The following is a 20219-nucleotide window of genomic DNA, read 5'->3' as shown; positions in this document are numbered from 1 at the left end:
CAATCATCTATAGTCAATCATCTATAAGGGGGATTTCTGTCATGGCAAAAGAGATTTTATTCAGTGAAGAAGCACGTCGGGCAATGCTCCGCGGGGTCGACGCATTAGCGGATGCAGTCAAAGTCACGATCGGACCAAAAGGACGCAACGTCGTCCTCGAGCGGAAGTTCGGTTCACCACTCATCACGAATGATGGTGTGACGATCGCGAAAGAAATCGAACTTGAAGATCACTTCGAGAACATGGGTGCAAAACTCGTTGCAGAAGTTGCCTCAAAAACGAACGAGATCGCAGGGGATGGTACGACAACAGCGACAGTCCTCGCACAAGCGATGATTCGCGAAGGTCTCAAAAACGTCACAGCGGGCGCAAACCCGATGGTCATCCGTAAAGGAATCGAAAAAGCGGTCCGTCGTGCTGTCGAAGAGTTGCACACGATCGCTAAACCGATTGAAGGTAAAGAAGCGATCGCACAAGTCGCAGCCATCTCAGCAGCGGACGAAGAAGTCGGTCAATTGATCGCAGAAGCGATGGAACGTGTCGGTCAAGATGGTGTCATCACGATCGAAGAATCACGTGGCTTCACGACAGAACTCGACGTCGTCGAAGGGATGCAGTTCGACCGTGGTTACGCGTCACCATACATGATCACGGATTCAGATAAGATGGAAGCGGTCCTTGAGAACCCGTACATCCTCGTCACGGACAAAAAGATCTCGAACATCCAAGAGATTCTTCCAGTCCTCGAGCAAGTCGTTCAACAAAACAAACCACTCTTGATTATCGCAGAAGACGTGGAAGGCGAGGCACTCGCAACACTCGTCGTCAACAAACTCCGTGGTACATTCAACGCGGTAGCGGTCAAAGCACCAGGCTTTGGTGATCGTCGTAAAGCGATGCTTGAGGACATCTCGATCGTCACAGGCGCAGAGTTGATCACGGAAGACCTCGGTCTTGATCTGAAAGAAACACAAATCACGCAACTCGGTCGCGCCTCGAAAGTCGTCGTCTCAAAAGACAACACGACGATCGTCGAAGGACATGGACACGGCGATTCGATCGAAGCACGCGTCGGTACGATCCGTGCGCAAATCGAAGAGACGACAAGTGATTTCGATCGCGAGAAATTACAAGAGCGTCTTGCGAAACTCGCAGGTGGCGTAGCCGTCGTTAAAGTCGGGGCAGCAACTGAAACAGAGCTCAAAGAACGTAAGCTCCGGATCGAAGATGCACTCAACGCGACACGTGCAGCGGTCGAAGAAGGCATCGTCGCAGGTGGGGGAACAGCCCTCATTCACGTCACGAAAGCCGTCGAATCGATTCTGTCGGTTTCAACAGGTGACGAAGCAACAGGTGTCAATATCGTGCTTCGTGCACTTGAAGCACCACTTCGTCAAATCGCGGAAAACGCAGGTCAAGAAGGCTCAGTCATCGTTGAACGTCTCAAGCACGAAGCACCAGGAATGGGCTACAATGCGGCAACAGATGAGTATGTCGACATGATCGAGACAGGAATCGTTGACCCAGCGAAAGTAACGCGTTCAGCACTTCAAAACGCGGCGTCCGTTTCAGCGATGTTCTTAACAACAGAAGCAGTCATCGCCGATAAACCAGAACCAGCTGGATCTGCTCCTGCAATGCCTGATATGGGCGGCATGGGTGGAATGGGCGGAATGATGTAAAGTATTTCGTCTTTAAGTACCGAATCCTAGTAAATAGGGTTCGGTACTTTTTTATTTGCGATAGTATACTTAATATTTGGAAGAAGTACATACAGCGCATTCATCACATTTAAGATTAAGAAGAGAGGTCGGCAATCAAGTGAATGAAATTTTAAAAGGTATAGTAACATCGGGTACACTAATCGTCGCAATCGGTGCTCAAAACGCTTTTGTCCTTAAACAGGGTTTATTAAGGAATAATATTTTCTGGGTAGTGCTAGTTTGTTTTTTATGCGATGTGTTATTGATGTGCATGGGCGTACTTGGGATTGGTACCGTAATCAAGAATAATATGTTTGCAAATGTTGGTCTTGCGAGTGTTGGAGGACTATTTCTACTCCTGTACGGATTCAAATCTTTTCGTAGTGCATTTTCGTCATCACATACAATGGATGTCTCAACAGCTCCTAAATTCACGAGCATTCCCAAAACAATTTTACTCACATTAGCGATTACACTTTTAAATCCACATGTGTACTTAGATACGGTCGTCATCATCGGCGGTATAGCTGGAACTTTGACATTTGATCAAAAAGTCTATTTCTTGATTGGAGCCTTGATTGCCTCATTTGTCTGGTTTTTTGGTTTAGGATACGGGGCGAGATGGTTAATTCCTGTGTTTAAAAAACCAAAAGCGTGGAAAATATTAGATTTTGGAATAGGATGTTTGATGTTCTGGCTATCGTATCAATTGATTCAGTTTGCGCTGGAAGCAATTTAAAAAGACTTAAAGATTAATAGTGAAACACAAATAGACCAACAAGCCTGACTCTCCACTAGATTTAAAGAAAGTCACGCTTGTTGGTTTTTTAGAAAAATTAGACACGATTTGATTATCTCAGCTCATTCTCCTCAATAATCTTATCAGACAGTTTTAACTGTTCACTCACATCCTTCACTTGATTGCGACAGAACTTCATCTCGACTTTTTTCTCAGTCTGTACATCATAACAAGTGCCTTCGCCTGATGCTTTCGTCAAATCCGCTTCATAGTAATAGTTCTTGTAGCGGAACGAACCATCACGGAAACCTGTCAGATTCGGTTTGTCGTCGATGAGGGATTGCCCCATCATATAGGACGTCTTTACATTTAATAAATCAACAATCGTTGGTGCGATATCGATTTGTCCGCCATTCTCTTTCATGACCCGACCGGTTTGTTGGTCGGGTTTTTTGATGAAGAGTGGGATGCGTCGCTCGAGCTCGAAAGCTGCTACTGGAGACGAGACATCCGCTTTTTTGCGCATCTCACTGCCTTCATTGACGAGTCCACTATCGTGATCGCCATAAAAGATGACGAGGGACTGATCCCAGAGGTCTCGTTGCTTCAACTCGTCGATCATCTTTCCGACACCCGTATCGACGTAATGGACAGTCTGGTAATACCGCTTCAACATCGGATCCTCATAACCGGACAGATCAAGCGTCTGATCTTCCTTGTCGATCTCATACGGGGTATGACTCGTCAGCGCGACTAAAAACGAGAAGAACGGTTCTTTTAGCGTCTCCATGTGATCAATCGATTCGAGGAAGAACTGCTGATCGTTCAGCGCCATCCCGATTTTTTTCTCTTTTGAATAATCCTTTTGGCTGAAGAAGTGTTTAAAACCGATGTTCTTGTAGACATCGTCACGATTCCAGAAACCTTTTTCGTAGGCATGCATCGCTGCCGTATCGTATCCATTTTTCTCAAGTAATGCAGGAAGTGGCTCGAATTCATTCGTTGGATATTGCGTATAGACGGAACCCGATTTCAACGGATAAAGCGAAGTATTCGTGATGAACTCAGCGTCCGAAGTCCGCCCTTCATGCGTCTGATGATAGAGCGACGAGAAGTAGAGTGATTCCTTCTTCAACTGATTCAGGTTCGGTGTCACTTCCTCGCCATTGATGGTCTGGTCGATGACAGAAGCCTGAAACGACTCGAGCTGCACCAAAATGATATTCGGCGTCTGCTTCGGACCAGTCGGATTCGTCTGCTCCTTTTGATTGATGCGCTGTTGTTCCCGTGCCGTTAGTCCGTCGCTCGGTCGTCCGGTCACACCTTTGAACGCGTCCCACCCGTGATAACCCCAAAAGCCGAACAGGTAGTAGTCACGCATATCGGAGATCGTTGCCGTCGGTTGACGATCTTCTGTTAGCGTCCGGTACGTGAGTAGCGAGGCAGACAAGACGATCCCACTGATTGCGAGTAGCCCAGCCGTCCGGCGGCGTGTTCGCGTAGTCGTCACTTCCGGTCGTTTGCGGAAGACGAAAAGCAGTAGTACGAAAATCAAACTATCAGCGAATAAGAGGAAGTCTTGCGGTACGATCAAGGCCGTGAATCCGCTACTGACGTCACTCATCTGCGTCATCTGTGAAAGGAGCGAGACAGAGAGGAAGTCCTCGAAGTAACGGTAGTACCACATGTCGGAAGCAAGCAGAAAACTGTGCGCTAGCAATAAACCGAGCCAGACCCAGCGGCGTTTATTCCACGGAATCAGTAACGTCCAGCTCGACAGGATCAGCATGCCAGCCAGGTTCATTAGTGTTAAATGGAGCGAAAGGTCGGTCTTTGTAAAATAACTAAACAGCATGAACTTCAGCATGCCGAGTAACAGATAAAGGGTGTAACGAATCGCCATGGTCAGTACTCCTTACGTGTGTCGTCACACAGTCTTTACCCTGAATCGAAACGTGTCGAACGCTTGAGTATTTTCTTCAAAAAACATTAGAAGAATTACTAAAGATGGAATAAAATAGAATTAATCACTTATTTTTGAAAGGATGTTCTACATAGATGAACTGGAAACATTGGATTGGAAGTGCCGCGCTGATTTACGGTACATGGATGACGCTCACTGTAACTGCGGATGCTGCACCGTATGATGTCAAAACGAAGGATCAAGCAATCGTTGGATTTTATGATTTAGAGACAAAAGAGACGACACCTTATCCGAAAGACGTCTCACCGTACATGGAACTACGGGCAACGTCAGCCGATAAAACGTTATTCTTGTACCAAGATTATTATGGAGACGAAATCGAAAAGCCTTACTATTTGATTGATGCGAAGACGGGAGCTTCAGAACTGCTGACGCTTCCAGAAGGCGAGGAGTACCTGCGTGTCTTGAACCGCGATATGGTGATTGCTCATACCTCGGTTGATCAGTTATCAGTCCTTGTCCGCGAAGGAAATCAATTCGTTGAGCGAGATACGCTAAAAGTGACTTCTCAAAATCGGGTGCAATGGATTAGTGCGAATCGCTTCTCGATCCAACGAGAAGACAGTGCTGATTGGTATGATGTGGATCCGGACGGTACATTCTCAAAAGTCCGTACCATTGACGTGAAGCGGTTCTCGCCTTTAACCAATGACTGGATCCTAGATGGTGAACAGGACACGTTGCGTCAAGTCGTCACCAATCAACAAATCGCCTTACCGAAAGTCTCACGAGGATACTACGTTCAGGGAGCTTACGAAACGAAAGACGGATTGTACGTTCAACTGATCGATTCTAGTTCGTCAAACGAGTCATCGTTATTCTACTTCGATACGGCGAGTGGGAAATTGACGACACTCGTTGACCATTCAAAGCAATTAGCGAATGAACTGTTAGCTGATGGACAAGCCATCTACCGGAGTAAGGATCAAGCGACAATGTTATCGTTTGCGTCCTATTTACGCCAACCGATCGCAATCGATGACTTGACGAAGGAGGATACGACGTTGCTTGAAGGAACGGTTCTAGCTCCGAGCGTTGAGCTGACGCGCGTAGATGGAACGACAGGTATCGTTGAGCCAAGTAAATTATCGTTTACTGGGAATGTTGAACTGAAAAATGAGTTGTTCACGATCACGACGACTCCGAGACGCTTGCCGTATAGTGGGTACCGGACGACATACACGACCGAAACCGGTAAGGTCTTGGAGGACCGGACACGTTATCAATACCAGCGTTATTTAAAAGCACAGGGTTCAACGATTCCGACCATTAAGGAAGGCACAACATCCTATAGCTTCAACATCAATCAAGGTGATGTTCCGGTGACAGTCTATGGAAAAGACGGCGAACAACTTGGAAGTGCTGCCTCCGATGAGACAGGACGTGTTCAAATCGGTGTGTCGACGAAAAATCTTGTCGGTCAGGTGACGCGTTGGACGTTCGGAAATACACGAGACTTTAATCAAGAAGCATCCGTGAACCGGACCGTCGCAGGTTACGAAGTGCCACGCATTACCCAGTCGAAAAACGATAATTTTAAATTCATCACATACCGCTTAGAAAGTGCTGAAGAAGGCGGTATCTATAAAATCTATGCAGGTAAACGACAAATTCAATCTGTTGCAGCAACGAAAAAGACCGAGATCACGATTCCGTATACGAATGACTTATCGTCATATCGTGTTACACGAAGTGGTGAGTATGCTACGAAATCACTCTCTCTGAAAGATAGCGTGATGATTTACAGTAATCTATCCGCACCCCTAACGGATGAACATACAGCGATCGAAGGGGTTCTTGATGGGGATGCCGATTACGGAAAGCTGTATATTGATGGGAAATATACAGCGTATATCGATCGGAAGAAAACACAGAGTTTTGCGATTAAGACAAAACCGCTGAAGAGTGGACAAGTCGTGACGCTCGTTGCCCGTAAAGGGACACAACTTCAAGTCTCCGGGCAGAAAGTTGTGGCGGCAGCTAATCCGACACTCAAATCGTATACGACGTCACTCAGTCCGACGAGTACATCGTGGAAAGTCAAAGCGACGAAAGGAAAGACGATTGTCGTCACAATCAATAAAAAGCGGTACACGAAACTCGCCACCGGTAAGACACAAACGATGACGTTCCCAAAACAAAAACGAGGCACTCGGGTCACGGTACACGCGGAGTCGATCAAGTTGCGTAAGAGTAAGACTTTTAGTTTAACGGTTAAATAAGTGAACTGACAGGAATCCTTCAAGGCAGGCATTGTCTTACGGGATTCCTGTTTTTATTTTAAAATGGGTGCTCGTTCAAGCGTTTGGTTGAAGAATTGGTCTATATTTCCTCTTGAATTCAAACAATTGGCGTTAATTTGCGTGGAAAGCGGGAATAGAAAGCGTGTACGTTCATCGTCCGTCACTGTCTTTTAAAAAAGGAGCGAAGTCATGTCAAACGTGAAACTAGCGGTCATTTATTACAGCGCAACCGGAACGAACCATCAACTTGCCTCATGGGCAAAAGAAGCAGGAGAAGCAGCAGGGGCAGAAGTCCGTCTTGCGAAAATCAAGGAGACAGCCCCAGCAGAAGCGATCGCTTCGAACCCATTGTGGCAAAAACATGCGGATGCCACACGTGATATCGAAGAAGCGACACCGGATCTACTCGACTGGGCAGATGCGATCATCTTTAGTGTTCCGACACGTTACGGTCATGTTCCGGGTCAATTCCAACAGTTCCTCGACACGACAGGCGGACTTTGGGCACAAGGCAAACTCGTCAATAAAGTCGTCAGTGCGATGTCGTCGGCACAGAACCCGCATGGCGGTCAGGAAGCGACTGTTCTCGCGGTCTATACGACGATGTTCCACTGGGGCGCGATCGTTGCGGCACCGGGTTATTCGGATCCTGTCTTGTTCGCAGCGGGCGGAAATCCATATGGTACATCGGTTACTGTCGACCAAGACGGCAACATGGTTGAATCGGTCGAACCAGCCGTGCGCCATCAAGCAAAACGGACAGTTGAAGTGGCAAGTCGCCTCAACTCATAAAATTACCTAATTCAAAAAGCGCTAGAATGCTGATTCGCATTCTGGCGCTTTTTCGTATCTATCATGTATTTTGTGTTTGTGTTTGTGTCAACGGGAGTTCGACCGTGAATGTCGAGCCTTGTCCTTCGATTGATTCGACGTGTATTTCCCCGTCGTGTCCACGAGCAATTTCGCGACAAATCGAGAGTCCAAGACCAGTACCGCCGATTTGACGGGTATCCGAATTGTCGACACGATAGAATTTTTGGAACAGGTTACTCATCGCGGAAGCCGGGATCCCGATGCCGTCATCTTGAATCGCAACCGTGACGCGTGTCTCCTGTCGCGTCAACTGGATTTCGATCGTTCCACCAGCCGGTGAGTATTTGATCGCATTGTTGATCAGGTTACTGAATAATTGGCGAATCTTCTTCGCATCCCCTTCGACGATCAACGGTTCGACGTTCCGTGAAATCTGAATCGCGTGTGATGACGATGATAGGCTATGCAGCTGTTTCAAATCGCGGATCATCGCGACGATATCGAATGGTGCCATCTCGTATTCCTGTCGGTTCGCTTCCATCCGTTGCAAGTCGAGGAAGTCATTGATCAACAGCGATAAGCGTTCTGTTTCCGAGTGGACCGCTTCTAAATACGTCTTTTGACGTTTCGGTGGCAAATCTCGCTGGATCATCAGCTCGGTAAATCCATAGATCGACGAGAGCGGTGTCCGTAGCTCGTGCGAAATCGTCGAGACGAGCTCGTTTTTGATCCGGTCGATCTCGACTTCATTCGTCACGTCACGTAGGACGAGTAATATCCCTCGGAATTGTCCACCATAGTGGATGCTCTCGGAGTACGTCTTGATGAAGCGTCGCTCGTGGTCAATCGAGAAGGTGATCCCTTCACCGATTTCACGCTGAACGAACGTCTTTTTTAAGTAACGTTCGAATTCTGGCAGTTGGTCCACGCGATGTTTAAGTTGAACGACGGACGGTGTGATGTTCATGAGTCCGTTCTCATCGATTGATTCATCGATCGGATGATCAAACAGATCGAGGAGCGGTCGGTTGATCAACTGAATGTCACCATCTGGTTCGATGTACACGATCGATTCACGAATTGAGTTCAGCAGGCGCGCTGTTTTCTCTCGTTCGCGTTCAATCTCGTCAAACGTCCGCATCCGTAGGAGCGACAATGCCAGTTGACGCGCGAAGGCTGCTAGTTCTTCTTGTTCGTAACGATCAAACGGAGCGTGATCGCGGGACAAGAAGATATAGGCAATGATCTCATTTTGGCTCGGATCAAGGACCGGTGTGACAGCGCGTGCGACTTCGCCCTCGAATTGCGTATGCGGTCGTTTGTCTTGTCGTGACTCGCGCAATAACGGTTCGATTGTCGGCATCCAGTCTTCGGTCGTGAGGTTCGTGTTCGGATAAAAGACAATGTCGATCACTTTCGTACCATCTTTGAAAATCAAGGCACCTTGCTTCGCATTCGTGATTTCGACCATCTTTTGGATGACGGCAGGGTAAGCACTGATGCTATCACGTGATGCGAGTGTCTCCGTCAATTGGTTCCGTATCCGCAAGTGGGACTCGTTCCGTTGCGTCAGTTTCAAGGCATCTTCTAGATTGACGTTCGTCGACATCAATTGGTGTTTGTTTTCAATCAAGGCTGTCGCCATCTGATGAAACGATTTACTCAATTCACCGATCTCATCAGCACGGTTGAGTGGGATGAGTGGTAACGTATGCTCGCCACTCGCAAGGAGCTTACTTTCCTTGCTAAGAAGGTGAATTTGTCGCGTCGTCCGTTCGATGAACGGGCGGACAATCAGCAAGATGACGAGGAACAATACAAGCAGATTGACGAGCCAGATCCACTCGGCATACTTAGTCTGGGTGACGAGCTGTTCTTTTGCTGCGAATTCTTTCGCGCGGAGACTACTCCGATAGTTCGTGAACGTACTCTCCATCGTATTGACGCTTTTACGCATCGTTTCGCTGTTCGAGGCATTCATCTTGAACTTTCGATTCGGATCTCGTGGTACTTCTGGCATCATCGCTTTTAGGCTCGGCATTTGCAGGAAACGCTCGTCAATCGTGCCTGACTGCTTCGCCTGGACATACTTAATCAAGCTTGGCATGACAAAGTTCGTATAAGAATTATAGAGTGATCGAATATCAGACGCATAGACTTCATCGGCTTTGTACAGACGATTTTTCTCGAACCAAGCCGTCTGTTGTTCAAGTGACGCTTTCTTTTCATCGATGACGTCAAGAACCGCGTCATCACCAAAGACGATGTACCCCCGCATCTCATATTGAAGAGATTGCCAATCGTCCCAAAGCTTCGTTGCCCGGTCTTCACGTACACTGATTGCATCGAGCTCTTGTTTAGCATCCGTGACTTGATGGTTCGTATAAAAATAAGCAGTCAGGGAAGAAATCGATAGTGTGATAAGAATTAGATAAAACGACGACATGATCTGTCGGCTGATCTTTTGATTGAACCATTTTCGCATATGGATTATGGATGCTCCTTTGTCTATGTGAGTCAAGCGTCAATTAGATGTATTACGTTGGAATATTTGTTACCGTAATCGTACATTTTTTAGACGAATAAATATAGTCATAATGCTTAAAATATCTTCAAAGTAAGAGATTCAGGTTCACAAGAAAGCAAAGAACGATAAAAAAAGCAGGACGGGAGCTTAGTCCCATCCTGCTTGGAATCATTTAATGATGTTCAACGACGATTTTGCCAATCGTTTTTCCGCTCTCGACGAGACGATGTGCTTCCTTCAGGTTTTTAGCATTCATGCCGATCAACGTCTGAGTGACCGTCGTCTCGAGCGTATGCTCTTCAATCCATGCTGCGACTTGTGTCAAAATCTCGTGTTGGCGAACCATATCCTCTGTCGCAAACAGCGGACGGGTGAACATGAACTCCCAAACAAACGTCGCACTCTTTTGTTGAAGCGCACTTAAATCGAGTTTTTGATCCGTCTCGACGATGCTACAGATTTTCCCTTGCGGAGCAATCACATCAACCATCGTCTCGAAATGTTGATCTGTCGCATTCAGGCAGAAAATATAGTCGACATATTGATAACCAAGTGCTTCGAGTTGTGGACGGAATGCCTCGTGGTGATTGATTGTATGATGTGCACCATGTTCTTTCGCCCAGTCGATCGTCTCGTCACGCGACGCCGTTCCGATGACCGTCAGTCCAGCGTGATTCGCAAGTTGCGTCGCGATCGAACCAACACCGCCAGCAGCTCCGATGATGAGGATCGTCTTCTCGAGGTTCGACTTGGCGTCAAACGTCAATCCGAGACGATCGGTCAACGCTTCATAGGCCGTCAGCGTTGTTAACGGAAGAGCAGCTGCTTCGCTAAAAGTCAGTCGTTCTGGTTTTTTGGCGACGATTCTCTCATCGACGAGTTGGAAATCACTGTTTGATCCAGGACGCTGAATCGCACCAGCATAATAGACTTCATCACCAACTTGGAAGAGGGAAGCGTCATCGCCGACTTCAACGACGACTCCCGCAGCGTCATACCCGATGACCTTTGGGGTGTCTTCATCCTTCCCGTGGGCACGGACTTTCGTATCGACCGGATTGACGGAGACAGCTTTGATCTCAACCAATAAATCGTGTCCGGATGCTTCCGGGCGCGGCAGTTCTAGATCGATTAGACTCTCTTGTTCAGTTAATGGTAAGTGTCGGTGGAAACCGACAGCGGACATGTTCGACATCGACAATCATCCTTTCCAGATATGAATCGCTTCTTTTCATCTGTTCCACGCTCGCTTCGTCTTAAAACCAGTTGCGAAACTTTGAAAATGGATTCCCCTTCTGTCGTCAACGGAAGAAGCGTGGATAAATATGGTAGCATATGAGAGTAGCTATTATATTTTGAGAAGGAGCGATTTTGTATGTATGACGTCATCTCTTTACCGGCAGGACCGACTCAAGTCACTATTGAACGTTACCTCGTCCATGCGCATCCGCACCCACGTCCGTATCGACCCGCGCGTTTGATTGCCTTACGTCAAAGCGGTGGCGTCATGCATCGATTGTACCGAACGGAACGGGAAATCGTGCTCTCTGTGCACGAAGCACTCGCACCGCAAGTCCAGCGGCTCTCCTTCTCGCAACAAGAACGTGTACTAGCGTATATCGAGGAACGACGCGCGAGCTTCGGTTTTGATGAGGCAGATGAATACAGATTTTACTTACTCGAAGTGGCATACGAACTCCGTCATCTTCCGCGAACGGATCGACCGATTCGAGCACATACGTATTATCAACTCGATGAATTATTGTCGGGTCGACCGTTCGTCTTGCGTGCTCGAAGTCAAGAACGCGCAAAATAAGATAGAAAAAAACAGTCCGCCTTTTCTTGCGTTCATCGCAAAAAGGGCGGACTGTTTGTTAAAGTGTTGGCGTCGGTGTCGGCGTGACATCAGTCTTTGCGTAAGCTTGATCGATTGCAGTTCGAATTTCTTTGACGGAGCTACCTTTTTGATAGGCAACAATCGCCTGTGCCGCGATATCAAGACACGTACCACACGTAATGCCGTGCGTCGTCCAAGTCGTTGACGTAGCGGTTTGTTCTTCGATGAAGCAATCGTAGTTGCTCGTATGACCAGCAGATTCACCGCAACCGCAGTAACAAGGCATCTTCTTCAAGAGATCCGGATGTTTGGCAACAGAGCGGTAAATCGTTTGAATCGAGTCATCCTGCTCATTCAGGAAAGTCGGTAACGTATCCGGTCCGGCAGTCTTCTCGAGTTGATCACCAGCACCATGACTCGCGTGATCAGTGTGATCTGCGTGTTGTGTTTCTTTCGTTTTCGGCGCATCGGTTTGATCAGCTGTTCCGCACGCGGCAAGAAGCAAGCTGATACTGAGGGGAAAGACGTAACGATATAGTCGTGTTTGCATAATGTGCCTCTCTTTCATCGTCTTGCCTTCATTATAAGGAAAGACGTGTCCGGGAGGCGTGACGATTTGTTGACGCTTACTTTGCGAGTGCTTTCGTGATTGTCTCGATATTCGCTTGCATCATGCTGTAATACGTGTCGCCGTCTTTACCGGGAGCGCCGAGCGAGTCAGTGAAAAGTGTTCCACCAATCGGGACACCCGTCTCACGGGAGACGGTTTCCATGCTCCGGCGGTCGACACTCGTTTCAACGAACAGGACTGGGATATCTTGCTCCTTGATCGTATCGACGATTCGGCGAACTTGTGCTGGGGTCCCTTGATTATCCGAGTTGATCTCCCAGATGTAGTCGGCTTTGACGTCATAGGCAGTCCCGAAGTATTTAAAGGCTCCTTCGCTCGTGACGAGATGGCGTTCTGCTTTTGGGATGGAAGCGAATTGTTTTTTCGCTTCCTGATCAAGCTTCTGCAGTTTTTTGATGTAAGCATCCGCATTTTTCTCATAGTCTGCTTTATGCTTCGGATCTTCTTTAATTAATGCCTGCTTGACGTTTTCGACGTAGCGAATACCGTTACTCACATCGAGCCACGCATGTGGATCGGTCTCCGATTCTTTGCCCTTCGTCGTCAGGTACTTCGGTTCAATGCCTTTGCTTAAACGATAGACTGGCGCGTCAGAGGCATCTTTACCAGTCGTTGCTCGGAGTTTGTCAAACCAAGCACCGCCCGCTTCGAGATTCAAACCGTTATAAAAGACGACATCAGCATCTGCCATTGCTTGTACGTCTGCTGGGAGTGGATCATATTCATGCGGATTTGCACCGATCTTGACCATGCTGTGGACATCGACATGTTCACCACCAACTTCGCGTGCGAGGTCAGCAAGAATGGAATATGTCGCAACGACTTTCAGCTTTCCATTATCTTCTGCTGGTGTCGAACAAGCAGCGAGTAAGACGGTACTGAGGAGAACGAATAACAATAGTTTTTGTTTCATACAGTAGACTCCTTTCGTTTCCGGTGTCGCATCAGACCGTGGCGTGGTGAGAAGACGAAGACGAGTGCGAACAACGTCGTCGCAACGAGGACGATTGAAGCACCGGAAGATAAGTTATACGTAAAGCTGAAATACAGTCCGACGATGGCGGACAATGTACCAAATCCAGCCGCGAGGAACAGCATCCGCGACAGGCGGTTCGTCAGTAAATACGCGGTCGCCGCTGGTGTGATGAGCATCGCGACGACGAGGATGATACCGACCGTCTGAAGCGAAGCGACCGTGACGAGTGTCAGAAGCGTCATCAATCCGTAATGGATCCAGCGTGTCGATAGACCGTAGGCTTGTGCCATCGTTGGGTCAAACGAGCTGATCAATAATTCTTTGTAGAACAGGAAGATACCGCTAAGGACGACTAATCCGATGACGACGGTCATCCACATATCGCTTGGTCGAACGGCGAGGACGTTTCCGAACAGAATATGATAGAGATCGCTACTGCTGCGCAAGAATGAGATCAGGATGATCCCAAGGGCAAAAGCAGAGGTGAACATGATTCCGATTGCCGTATCGTTCTTAATGCGGCTATTCTGACTGACAAAGCCAATTCCAAGTGCTGTCACGAGTCCTGTGACGACAGCGCCAATCAAGAAGTTGATTCCGAGTAGATAAGAAATCGCAACGCCAGGCAAAACGGCGTGTGAGATTGCATCCCCCATCAATGACATGCCGCGAAGGATGATAAAACAACCGATGACACCACAAATGATGCCGACCATGACGGCCGTGATCATCGCTTTTTGTAAGAAGTCGTATTGAAGTAATGCCTCGATGAATGTCATCCTTGTCCCTCCTTCCGTCGTTCAAATAGTGGTAAACCGTACGCGGGTTCGAGCCATTCCGGTGTCAAGATATCAGACGGAGAACCGACAGCGATGAGTTGTTTGTTCAACAATATCAACGTATCAAAGTAATCCTCCGCTTTATGCAAGTCATGGTGGACGACGATGATTGTCCGTCCTTCAGCTCGAAGGGTCCGTAAGAGTTCGATGATCATCTGCTCACTGGCGATATCGATGCCGACGAATGGTTCGTCAAGCAGTAACAGCTCTGCTTCTTGAGCCAGAGCACGTGCTAGAAAGACCCGTTGTTGTTGTCCGCCTGATAGTTCACCGATTTGTCGTTCGGCATGGTCTTCCATTCCAACGCGCGTAAGGCACTCCATAGCAAAGACTTTTTGTGCTTTCGATGGTCGTTTGAAGAGTCCGAGTTTCGGATAACATCCCATTAGAACGACATCTTGTACACGAACGGGGAAGTCCCAATCGATGGCACTTCGTTGCGGAACGTAGGCGACGCGCGACCGAACCGCTTCGAGTGGTTGGTCGAGTACACGTAACTGCTCGATTCGAGCTGGGATTAGACCGAGGACAGCTTTTAAGAATGTTGATTTACCGGCACCGTTTGGTCCGATGATACCAATCAGAGAAGCGACTGGAAGGCGGACGGATACCCCGTCGAGTGCATGCGTATCAAAATAGGATACCGTGAGTTGTTCAACATCAAGGGCGTACATGAATAATCACTCCTTTAATTTGTGGTATATAGAAGGAAAGTTTCCTTAGGGCAAAAAACAATGTAAAATTTTTAATCTCCAAGTTAGGGCAAAAAACAATGTAAAATTTTTAATCTCCAAGTCAATGAAGAAAGATTCGGTCTACTAATAATGTTTCCTTAAGGCAAACTTTAAAGCCATAGGAAACAGATGTCAACTGTTTTTCGATATCGATCGCGAATCAACTCGTGCTAAGATGAAAAGGCAGAATGCAGGGGGTGAGGAGTTTGCGTCAGACAGCAGAACAACAATGGAAGTGGCTATTGCTCGATGCGCTCGCAAAGGAAAAACGCGAACAGGCACAGCAAGTCATCGAAGAAGTTTATCCGTATGACATCGCGCAAGTATATGAGGAATTAGGAGAAGATGATCAGGCACGACTCCTCGATTATCTCGATCACGAACGGTTAGCAGATGTTCTCGAGGAGCTCGAAGGGGAGCAACGTCTAGCTGTCTTACGTCGCTTAGACGTCGAACGCGCTGGACACGTTCTCGATTTAATGGAGAACGATGATGTCGCGGATTTACTTGAGGAACTCGGACCAGAAGAGACTGATCGGTTGCTTGGTAGCATGCGGACGGACGAAGCGCTGGTCGTCCGTAATCTCTTGACGTATCCACCCGAAACGGCAGGGCGTTTGATGACGAACCGGTTCATCTGGGTCGGTGAGGACTTCACGGTCGGTGAGACGGTCGAGAAGATGCGCGACTACATCGAATACTCGGAGACGATCAACTACGTTTACGTCGTCAATCAACTGAGTGAACTCGTCGGTGTCATCTCATACCGGGATGTCATCTTAGCTGAAAATACGGAACGGATCAGCGACGTCATGGAGACGAAAGTGATTCGTGTCGCAGCAGAGACCGATCAGGAAGAAGTCGCGCAGTTGTTCGAACGTTATGACCTCGTCTCGTTACCGGTCGTCGAAGGGGATGTTCTTGTCGGACTGATCACGGTTGACGATGCGCTTGACGTCTTACGGGAAGAAGCGAACGAAGACATCGAGAAACTCTCGGCGTCCGGTAAATCCATTGATTTCGAGACGAAGCCGTGGATCGCGGCAACACGGCGTTTGCCGTGGCTCGTCCTGTTACTCTTCATCGGTCTCGTCTCCGGGTCGATCATCAGTCAGTTCGAAGAGACGCTCTCGAAAGTCGTTGCCCTCGCCTTCTTCATGCCGATGATTGCCGGAATGACCGGAAACACGGGCACCCAATCGCTGGCGGTCGTCGTCCGTGGGTTGATCACTCGTGAAGTCGATAAGCGGGTCGCGACTCGGTTGATTCTGAGAGAACTTTGGGTCGGTCTAATCATTGGTATCATTTGTGGTATCTTGATCGCCATCATTGCCTACGTCTGGCAAGGCAGTGCCGTCTTAGGTCTTGTCGTCGGAAGTTCGCTCGTCATTACGTTGATTTTCGGAACGTTAGCTGGAACAATCATTCCGCTCATCTTACATCGCCTAAAGATTGACCCGGCGATTGCATCTGGACCACTGATCACGACGTTGAATGATATCCTGTCGCTCCTTGTCTACTTCGGAATTGCGACAGCGTTCATTAGTCGCTTGATGTAAAAAAACCGAACCGATTCGCCTTCACCAAGAAGAAGGAAATCGGTTCGGTTTTTTTCATGCGTGATCATCTGTCGTACGAATCCAGACCGCGAGTGGACCGACATCGTCAAAGCCAGCTTCGAGCGCTGTGATCAAATGATCGCCATATTCGTACCCGACGAGCGGTTGACCGGGGAAGTGTGCCGAACTCAAACGCGCAATGTCATCCCACAATCGTTCGTCGAGATAATCAGAGCTGACGTATGTTAAACCAGTCGTCTTTTGGTTTGAATAGGCGATGCAACTCGCTTGTTGTGCTTCCGAATAGAAGAACCGAACGTCCGGATGTTGCCAGAGGGTATCTGGTAATTCCGCTGTCGCCTGGATCGCTTGGAAGCGGGCGAACTGTACCGGATCTGTCACGACGGACCAATCAACAGGAAGGGCGCGGCGATCAAGTATAGCAGGTCGTGTCATCCATTCCGCTGTGAACAGGTGACTGAGACCGGCACTTGAGAAGTCATAGCTCGCCGTGCAGTCCTTGATGCTGTAGATATCCGTAGCACCAATTCGCTGATGGGGCAGTCGGACCATTAGTTCCGGATAATAGCTCGGAACGCTTCCTTGAGCGAGCCAGGTCGCCTCGGTTTCCGTCACCTGACAGCCAGCTAACTCACAGACGAGGCGACACCAATCAAAATTATTTTGGATGGCAGCTTGGCGCATAAGTCGTTTCCCCCTTATTCATCCTCCGGTTGTTTAATCAGAACGTAAGATAACGTGGCGATCAGTGTTAAAAATAGCCCACAGCCAATCGTGATGTACGCCATTGTAAAGACTTTACCGAGCGTCGTCGTCGGAACGAACGTCGGATGCCCGACGGTACTTAGTGTCGTGATGCAAAAGTAAAGTGCATCAACGATTGAAAGATTTTCTTCGGTGCTATAGAAAATCGTACCGGAAACGAGCGTCAACAGGCATAGAATCAATAGTCCCCGGAAGTAAGACAGATGAAAGGCGCGACGCAATCCCTTGAATAAGCGTGAAAAAATCGTTAGTACAGAAATCATGGAATCTCTCCTTTAGGATCGTTGCGTCGAGTCCATCGTATCATGAATGAAATAATCGTTTTTTCCGTCATGTTTGACATGGTACATCGCTTGGTCAGCATGTTGGATCAACGTATCAAGGTCGACACCATGATCCGGTGAGTAGCTGAGTCCGATGCTCGTCCGGATTTCAATGACTTCTTCAGCGAACCGATAAGGGTTGTCTCGCAAGTAGATTAACAAATCTGTCGCATACGCATGTAGCGCAGCAACGTTTGGTTGACGGTAGAGCAAGAAGAACTCGTCTCCACCAACACGGGCAGCGAAACCAGTTTGTTCAGCATGTTTTTCAAGAAGACGAGCGATATGAATCAAAAAGGCGTCACCGATCTGATGACCGTACGTATCGTTGATTGCTTTGAATCCATCGAGATCGACGACGATGATCGCCACGTGATCAAGCTCGAGCAACTCTTGCGCCGCTCGTTCGTAAAAGCTCCGGCGATTGGCAATCTTCGTCAACGGATCATGATAGGCGAAGAAACGAATCGTCTGTTCTGCTTCCTTGAAGGACTGAATATCGCGAATCAACAGCATCCCGTGCAGTTCTTGTTCAATGAAGACAAAATCAGCATCCATGACGACATACCGTTCTTGCTGTTGTGCCGTCAAAATCTTTGTCTCGAATTCATTGAACTTACGTTGCGACAAAAAGTGCGTCATGTAATGGATTGACCAGTCGGCTTGTTTTTTATCGGGAAGATACGTTGAAAACGTACATGCCGTCAGCTCATCTGTCTCGAATAGCCGATGGGCAGCCGGATTGGCACTTTCGATTCGTCCTTCTCGATCAAGCAAAAGAATCGCAGAAGGGTTTAAGTTATAAAGCGTCGCGAAGCGCTTTTGATAGGACGCGAGATAATCAAACCGGCGCATCGCAATTGCGAGCGCTCCTGCCCAGAACAAACCGCCATACATATAGGCATACGGTGGCATGATGCCATAGAACGACCAGTAGCCGAAGACGATATCCCACGCAAGAACGAGGATGGCGACGCTTAGCAAAACGTTGATGATGCCGCGACGGGCATCCTTCAATTGCGTCCGAGCGTACACGAGTAGACCGATGACGAGGAGATGGAAAACGTTTCCGACCGTCATCGTCACTAAATATTGCATATTGAATTCAGGATAGATGAACTGCCCGACTTGCGAGAATTGCTGACTGTTGATGACATTCGTCTGGAATACGTATGTCGTAAGCACGATCCCCAACGGTAGATAGAAAATCCATGGATAAAGGATTCGTGGCACCCGTTTCCACAAGTTCGAGATGCGGAAGATGAAGTGGAGCGACGTACTAAAGACGATCAGACCGGCATTCCCGAACCAGTAAGTCACAAATGCTGGACTCGACTCAATCGGGGAGGCGTTTCGGAAAAATTCTCCGAGGAACAACATCCCGTAAGCGAACGTGAATAAACTGAGCAGTCGGTGTTGTGGACGTGATGGATTACGTAAAAAAATATCGACCGACATGTAGAACATGATAAAGGTCGGAATCAGATAGACGATCGCAAAAAGAAATAAAGGTGGCATGGCGTTCCGCCCTTCTGTTTGAAGTTTAGGTAGATAGTCTCAGTATAGTGGGCGCGCTTCCGCTAGACGGAACGAAATTTTAAAAGAAGGGGAATCAATCGAGATTTAATGTTAGACGGCGTATTTTAGCGACACCCTCGAGTCCTGATGGATCATGACGGGTTTTATGCGCGACGAAGTGTTCATCGGCTTCTGTCGTTCGAATTCGTAAAGGACGGTTGTCGCCGTGGACTACTTCAAAGATTACTTCAGCTAGGGCTTCCGCCGATTGACGATTGGCGTGACGTGTTCGGTACGTCTGCAAATACGCGGTGATGATCGGTTTGAAGTCGTCTTCGTGTAAACCACCGGTCTGTTCGAGTTGATCGAGAACGTTTGCCGTAAAGTTCGTTTCGACAGCAGCCGGTTCAATCAAGGTGACATCGATATTGAAGTACGGTTTATAGTAGGTCGCAAGACTTTCAAACAGCCCTTCGATCGCAAACTTACTCGCACAATACAGTTCATTCATCGGTTGACCGACGAGTCCGCTGACGCTTGATGTTGCGAGTAAGTGACTACCATCCGGTGCTTGTTTGAGTAGCGGAAGACAGGCTTCAATCGTTCGAATGACACCGAAGACATTCGTTTCGAATAGGCGATTGATTTCATAACTTGTTGCTTGTCCCAGTGCACGCAATAAACCATGACCTGCATTGCAGAACACGACGTCAAGATGATCGACTTCCTGTTCAATCTGTCGGACTGCTGCTTTAACGCTTGTTTCATCGGTCACATCGAGCGGTAAGAAGGTGAGTGTCGGTAACGATACAGTTATCTCGTCCGGACTCCGGACACCCGCATAGACGAACCAACCGGCTTCTGCAAATCGGCGCGCCGTCGCAAGACCGATACCGGAAGAGGCGCCCGTGATCAACATCGTTTGCATACAGATTCCTCCGTTCTAAAAAGTAGTTGTCTCTATTATTTACCCGAATTCAGTAGAACTATTTGCGTTAAAATTGCGT

At 48.0% G+C, this 20219-nt stretch carries 17 protein-coding genes; 6 read left to right on the top strand and 11 right to left on the bottom strand.

What is annotated here, in order from left to right:
- Positions 1-41: 41 nt before the first annotated feature.
- A complete protein-coding gene (gene groL, locus K6T22_RS15025) occupies positions 42-1682 on the top strand; it encodes a chaperonin GroEL (RefSeq protein ID WP_029342811.1) in 1641 nt (546 codons plus the stop codon).
- Positions 1683-1821: 139 nt separating this feature from the next.
- Complete coding sequence (locus K6T22_RS15020; protein WP_238238057.1) at positions 1822-2442, top strand: LysE/ArgO family amino acid transporter; 621 nt, start codon at positions 1822-1824, stop codon at positions 2440-2442.
- A 112-nt stretch (positions 2443-2554) separates the two neighbouring features.
- Here the strand turns inward: K6T22_RS15020 and K6T22_RS15015 are convergent, their stop codons facing one another.
- Complete coding sequence (locus K6T22_RS15015) at positions 2555-4345, bottom strand: LTA synthase family protein (protein WP_238238056.1); 1791 nt, start codon at positions 4343-4345, stop codon at positions 2555-2557.
- Between the two features lie 155 nt (positions 4346-4500).
- On the opposite strand from K6T22_RS15015, the gene K6T22_RS15010 reads away from it, so the two are divergent.
- Positions 4501-6648 carry a hypothetical protein gene (locus tag K6T22_RS15010; RefSeq protein ID WP_238238055.1) on the top strand — a complete coding sequence of 716 codons (2148 nt, stop codon included), beginning with the start codon at positions 4501-4503 and terminating at the stop codon, positions 6646-6648.
- A gap of 210 nt (positions 6649-6858) precedes the next feature.
- Entirely contained in the window at positions 6859-7461 is a 603-nt protein-coding gene (gene wrbA, locus K6T22_RS15005; RefSeq protein ID WP_023469582.1) for an NAD(P)H:quinone oxidoreductase, read from the top strand.
- A 61-nt stretch (positions 7462-7522) separates the two neighbouring features.
- Here wrbA and K6T22_RS15000 read toward each other — a convergent pair whose 3' ends face one another.
- Both K6T22_RS15000 and K6T22_RS14995 read right to left on the bottom strand, forming a co-directional pair.
- On the bottom strand, positions 7523-9967 hold the full coding sequence (locus K6T22_RS15000; protein WP_238238054.1) for a HAMP domain-containing sensor histidine kinase: 2445 nt from the start codon (positions 9965-9967) through the stop codon (positions 7523-7525).
- 214 nt (positions 9968-10181) lie between these two features.
- Positions 10182-11204: a zinc-binding alcohol dehydrogenase family protein gene (locus K6T22_RS14995; RefSeq protein ID WP_238238052.1), complete on the bottom strand. Its 1023-nt coding sequence runs from the start codon at positions 11202-11204 to the stop codon at positions 10182-10184.
- A 180-nt stretch (positions 11205-11384) separates the two neighbouring features.
- Between K6T22_RS14995 and K6T22_RS14990 the strand changes: the two genes are divergently transcribed.
- Positions 11385-11825, top strand: a complete 441-nt coding sequence (locus K6T22_RS14990) for a hypothetical protein (protein ID WP_238238051.1) — start codon at positions 11385-11387, stop codon at positions 11823-11825.
- A 58-nt stretch (positions 11826-11883) separates the two neighbouring features.
- Here K6T22_RS14990 and K6T22_RS14985 read toward each other — a convergent pair whose 3' ends face one another.
- The 4 genes from K6T22_RS14985 to K6T22_RS14970 all read right to left on the bottom strand — a co-directional run bounded on the left by K6T22_RS14985 (position 11884) and on the right by K6T22_RS14970 (position 14966).
- Positions 11884-12396, bottom strand: a complete 513-nt coding sequence (locus K6T22_RS14985; RefSeq protein ID WP_238238049.1) for a PCYCGC motif-containing (lipo)protein — start codon at positions 12394-12396, stop codon at positions 11884-11886.
- 76 nt (positions 12397-12472) lie between these two features.
- A complete protein-coding gene (locus K6T22_RS14980; RefSeq protein WP_238238048.1) occupies positions 12473-13390 on the bottom strand; it encodes a metal ABC transporter substrate-binding protein in 918 nt (305 codons plus the stop codon).
- Complete coding sequence (locus K6T22_RS14975; RefSeq protein ID WP_238238046.1) at positions 13387-14232, bottom strand: metal ABC transporter permease; 846 nt, start codon at positions 14230-14232, stop codon at positions 13387-13389. The genes K6T22_RS14980 and K6T22_RS14975 overlap by 4 nt, the downstream gene beginning before the upstream one ends.
- Complete coding sequence (locus K6T22_RS14970) at positions 14229-14966, bottom strand: metal ABC transporter ATP-binding protein (RefSeq protein ID WP_238238044.1); 738 nt, start codon at positions 14964-14966, stop codon at positions 14229-14231. The genes K6T22_RS14975 and K6T22_RS14970 overlap by 4 nt, the downstream gene beginning before the upstream one ends.
- A gap of 266 nt (positions 14967-15232) precedes the next feature.
- On the opposite strand from K6T22_RS14970, the gene mgtE reads away from it, so the two are divergent.
- A complete protein-coding gene (gene mgtE / locus K6T22_RS14965; protein WP_238238042.1) occupies positions 15233-16585 on the top strand; it encodes a magnesium transporter in 1353 nt (450 codons plus the stop codon).
- A gap of 54 nt (positions 16586-16639) precedes the next feature.
- Here the strand turns inward: mgtE and K6T22_RS14960 are convergent, their stop codons facing one another.
- From K6T22_RS14960 to K6T22_RS14945, 4 genes are all read right to left on the bottom strand, one after another.
- Complete coding sequence (locus tag K6T22_RS14960) at positions 16640-17290, bottom strand: hypothetical protein (RefSeq protein WP_238238040.1); 651 nt, start codon at positions 17288-17290, stop codon at positions 16640-16642.
- Positions 17291-17304: 14 nt separating this feature from the next.
- A complete protein-coding gene (locus K6T22_RS14955; protein ID WP_023469572.1) occupies positions 17305-17634 on the bottom strand; it encodes a potassium channel family protein in 330 nt (109 codons plus the stop codon).
- A gap of 12 nt (positions 17635-17646) precedes the next feature.
- Entirely contained in the window at positions 17647-19212 is a 1566-nt protein-coding gene (locus K6T22_RS14950) for a sensor domain-containing diguanylate cyclase (RefSeq protein WP_238238039.1), read from the bottom strand.
- Between the two features lie 94 nt (positions 19213-19306).
- A complete protein-coding gene (locus tag K6T22_RS14945; protein ID WP_238238037.1) occupies positions 19307-20140 on the bottom strand; it encodes an SDR family oxidoreductase in 834 nt (277 codons plus the stop codon).
- Positions 20141-20219 lie beyond the last annotated feature (79 nt).

This window comes from Exiguobacterium acetylicum, assembly GCF_022170825.1.
GTDB classification, from domain to species: domain Bacteria; phylum Bacillota; class Bacilli; order Exiguobacteriales; family Exiguobacteriaceae; genus Exiguobacterium_A; species Exiguobacterium_A acetylicum_B.
Note: the sequence above shows the minus strand (reverse complement) of the source record. Positions and strands in the feature narration are given on the sequence as shown.

What these genes read in the sequence shown, in the direction of transcription:
- K6T22_RS14970 (WP_238238044.1), bottom strand. Translation starts at nt 14,966, where the DNA reads ATGTACGCCCTTGATGTTGAACAACTCACGGTATCCTATTTTGATACG.
- wrbA (WP_023469582.1), top strand. Translation starts at nt 6,859, where the DNA reads ATGTCAAACGTGAAACTAGCGGTCATTTATTACAGCGCAACCGGAACG.
- K6T22_RS14995 (WP_238238052.1), bottom strand. Translation starts at nt 11,204, where the DNA reads ATGTCGAACATGTCCGCTGTCGGTTTCCACCGACACTTACCATTAACT.
- K6T22_RS15010 (WP_238238055.1), top strand. Translation starts at nt 4,501, where the DNA reads ATGAACTGGAAACATTGGATTGGAAGTGCCGCGCTGATTTACGGTACA.
- K6T22_RS14985 (WP_238238049.1), bottom strand. Translation starts at nt 12,396, where the DNA reads ATGCAAACACGACTATATCGTTACGTCTTTCCCCTCAGTATCAGCTTG.
- K6T22_RS14950 (WP_238238039.1), bottom strand. Translation starts at nt 19,212, where the DNA reads ATGCCACCTTTATTTCTTTTTGCGATCGTCTATCTGATTCCGACCTTT.
- K6T22_RS14960 (WP_238238040.1), bottom strand. Translation starts at nt 17,290, where the DNA reads ATGCGCCAAGCTGCCATCCAAAATAATTTTGATTGGTGTCGCCTCGTC.
- K6T22_RS14955 (WP_023469572.1), bottom strand. Translation starts at nt 17,634, where the DNA reads ATGATTTCTGTACTAACGATTTTTTCACGCTTATTCAAGGGATTGCGT.
- K6T22_RS14980 (WP_238238048.1), bottom strand. Translation starts at nt 13,390, where the DNA reads ATGAAACAAAAACTATTGTTATTCGTTCTCCTCAGTACCGTCTTACTC.
- K6T22_RS15000 (WP_238238054.1), bottom strand. Translation starts at nt 9,967, where the DNA reads ATGCGAAAATGGTTCAATCAAAAGATCAGCCGACAGATCATGTCGTCG.
- K6T22_RS14990 (WP_238238051.1), top strand. Translation starts at nt 11,385, where the DNA reads ATGTATGACGTCATCTCTTTACCGGCAGGACCGACTCAAGTCACTATT.
- groL (WP_029342811.1), top strand. Translation starts at nt 42, where the DNA reads ATGGCAAAAGAGATTTTATTCAGTGAAGAAGCACGTCGGGCAATGCTC.
- K6T22_RS14975 (WP_238238046.1), bottom strand. Translation starts at nt 14,232, where the DNA reads ATGACATTCATCGAGGCATTACTTCAATACGACTTCTTACAAAAAGCG.
- K6T22_RS15015 (WP_238238056.1), bottom strand. Translation starts at nt 4,345, where the DNA reads ATGGCGATTCGTTACACCCTTTATCTGTTACTCGGCATGCTGAAGTTC.
- K6T22_RS14945 (WP_238238037.1), bottom strand. Translation starts at nt 20,140, where the DNA reads ATGCAAACGATGTTGATCACGGGCGCCTCTTCCGGTATCGGTCTTGCG.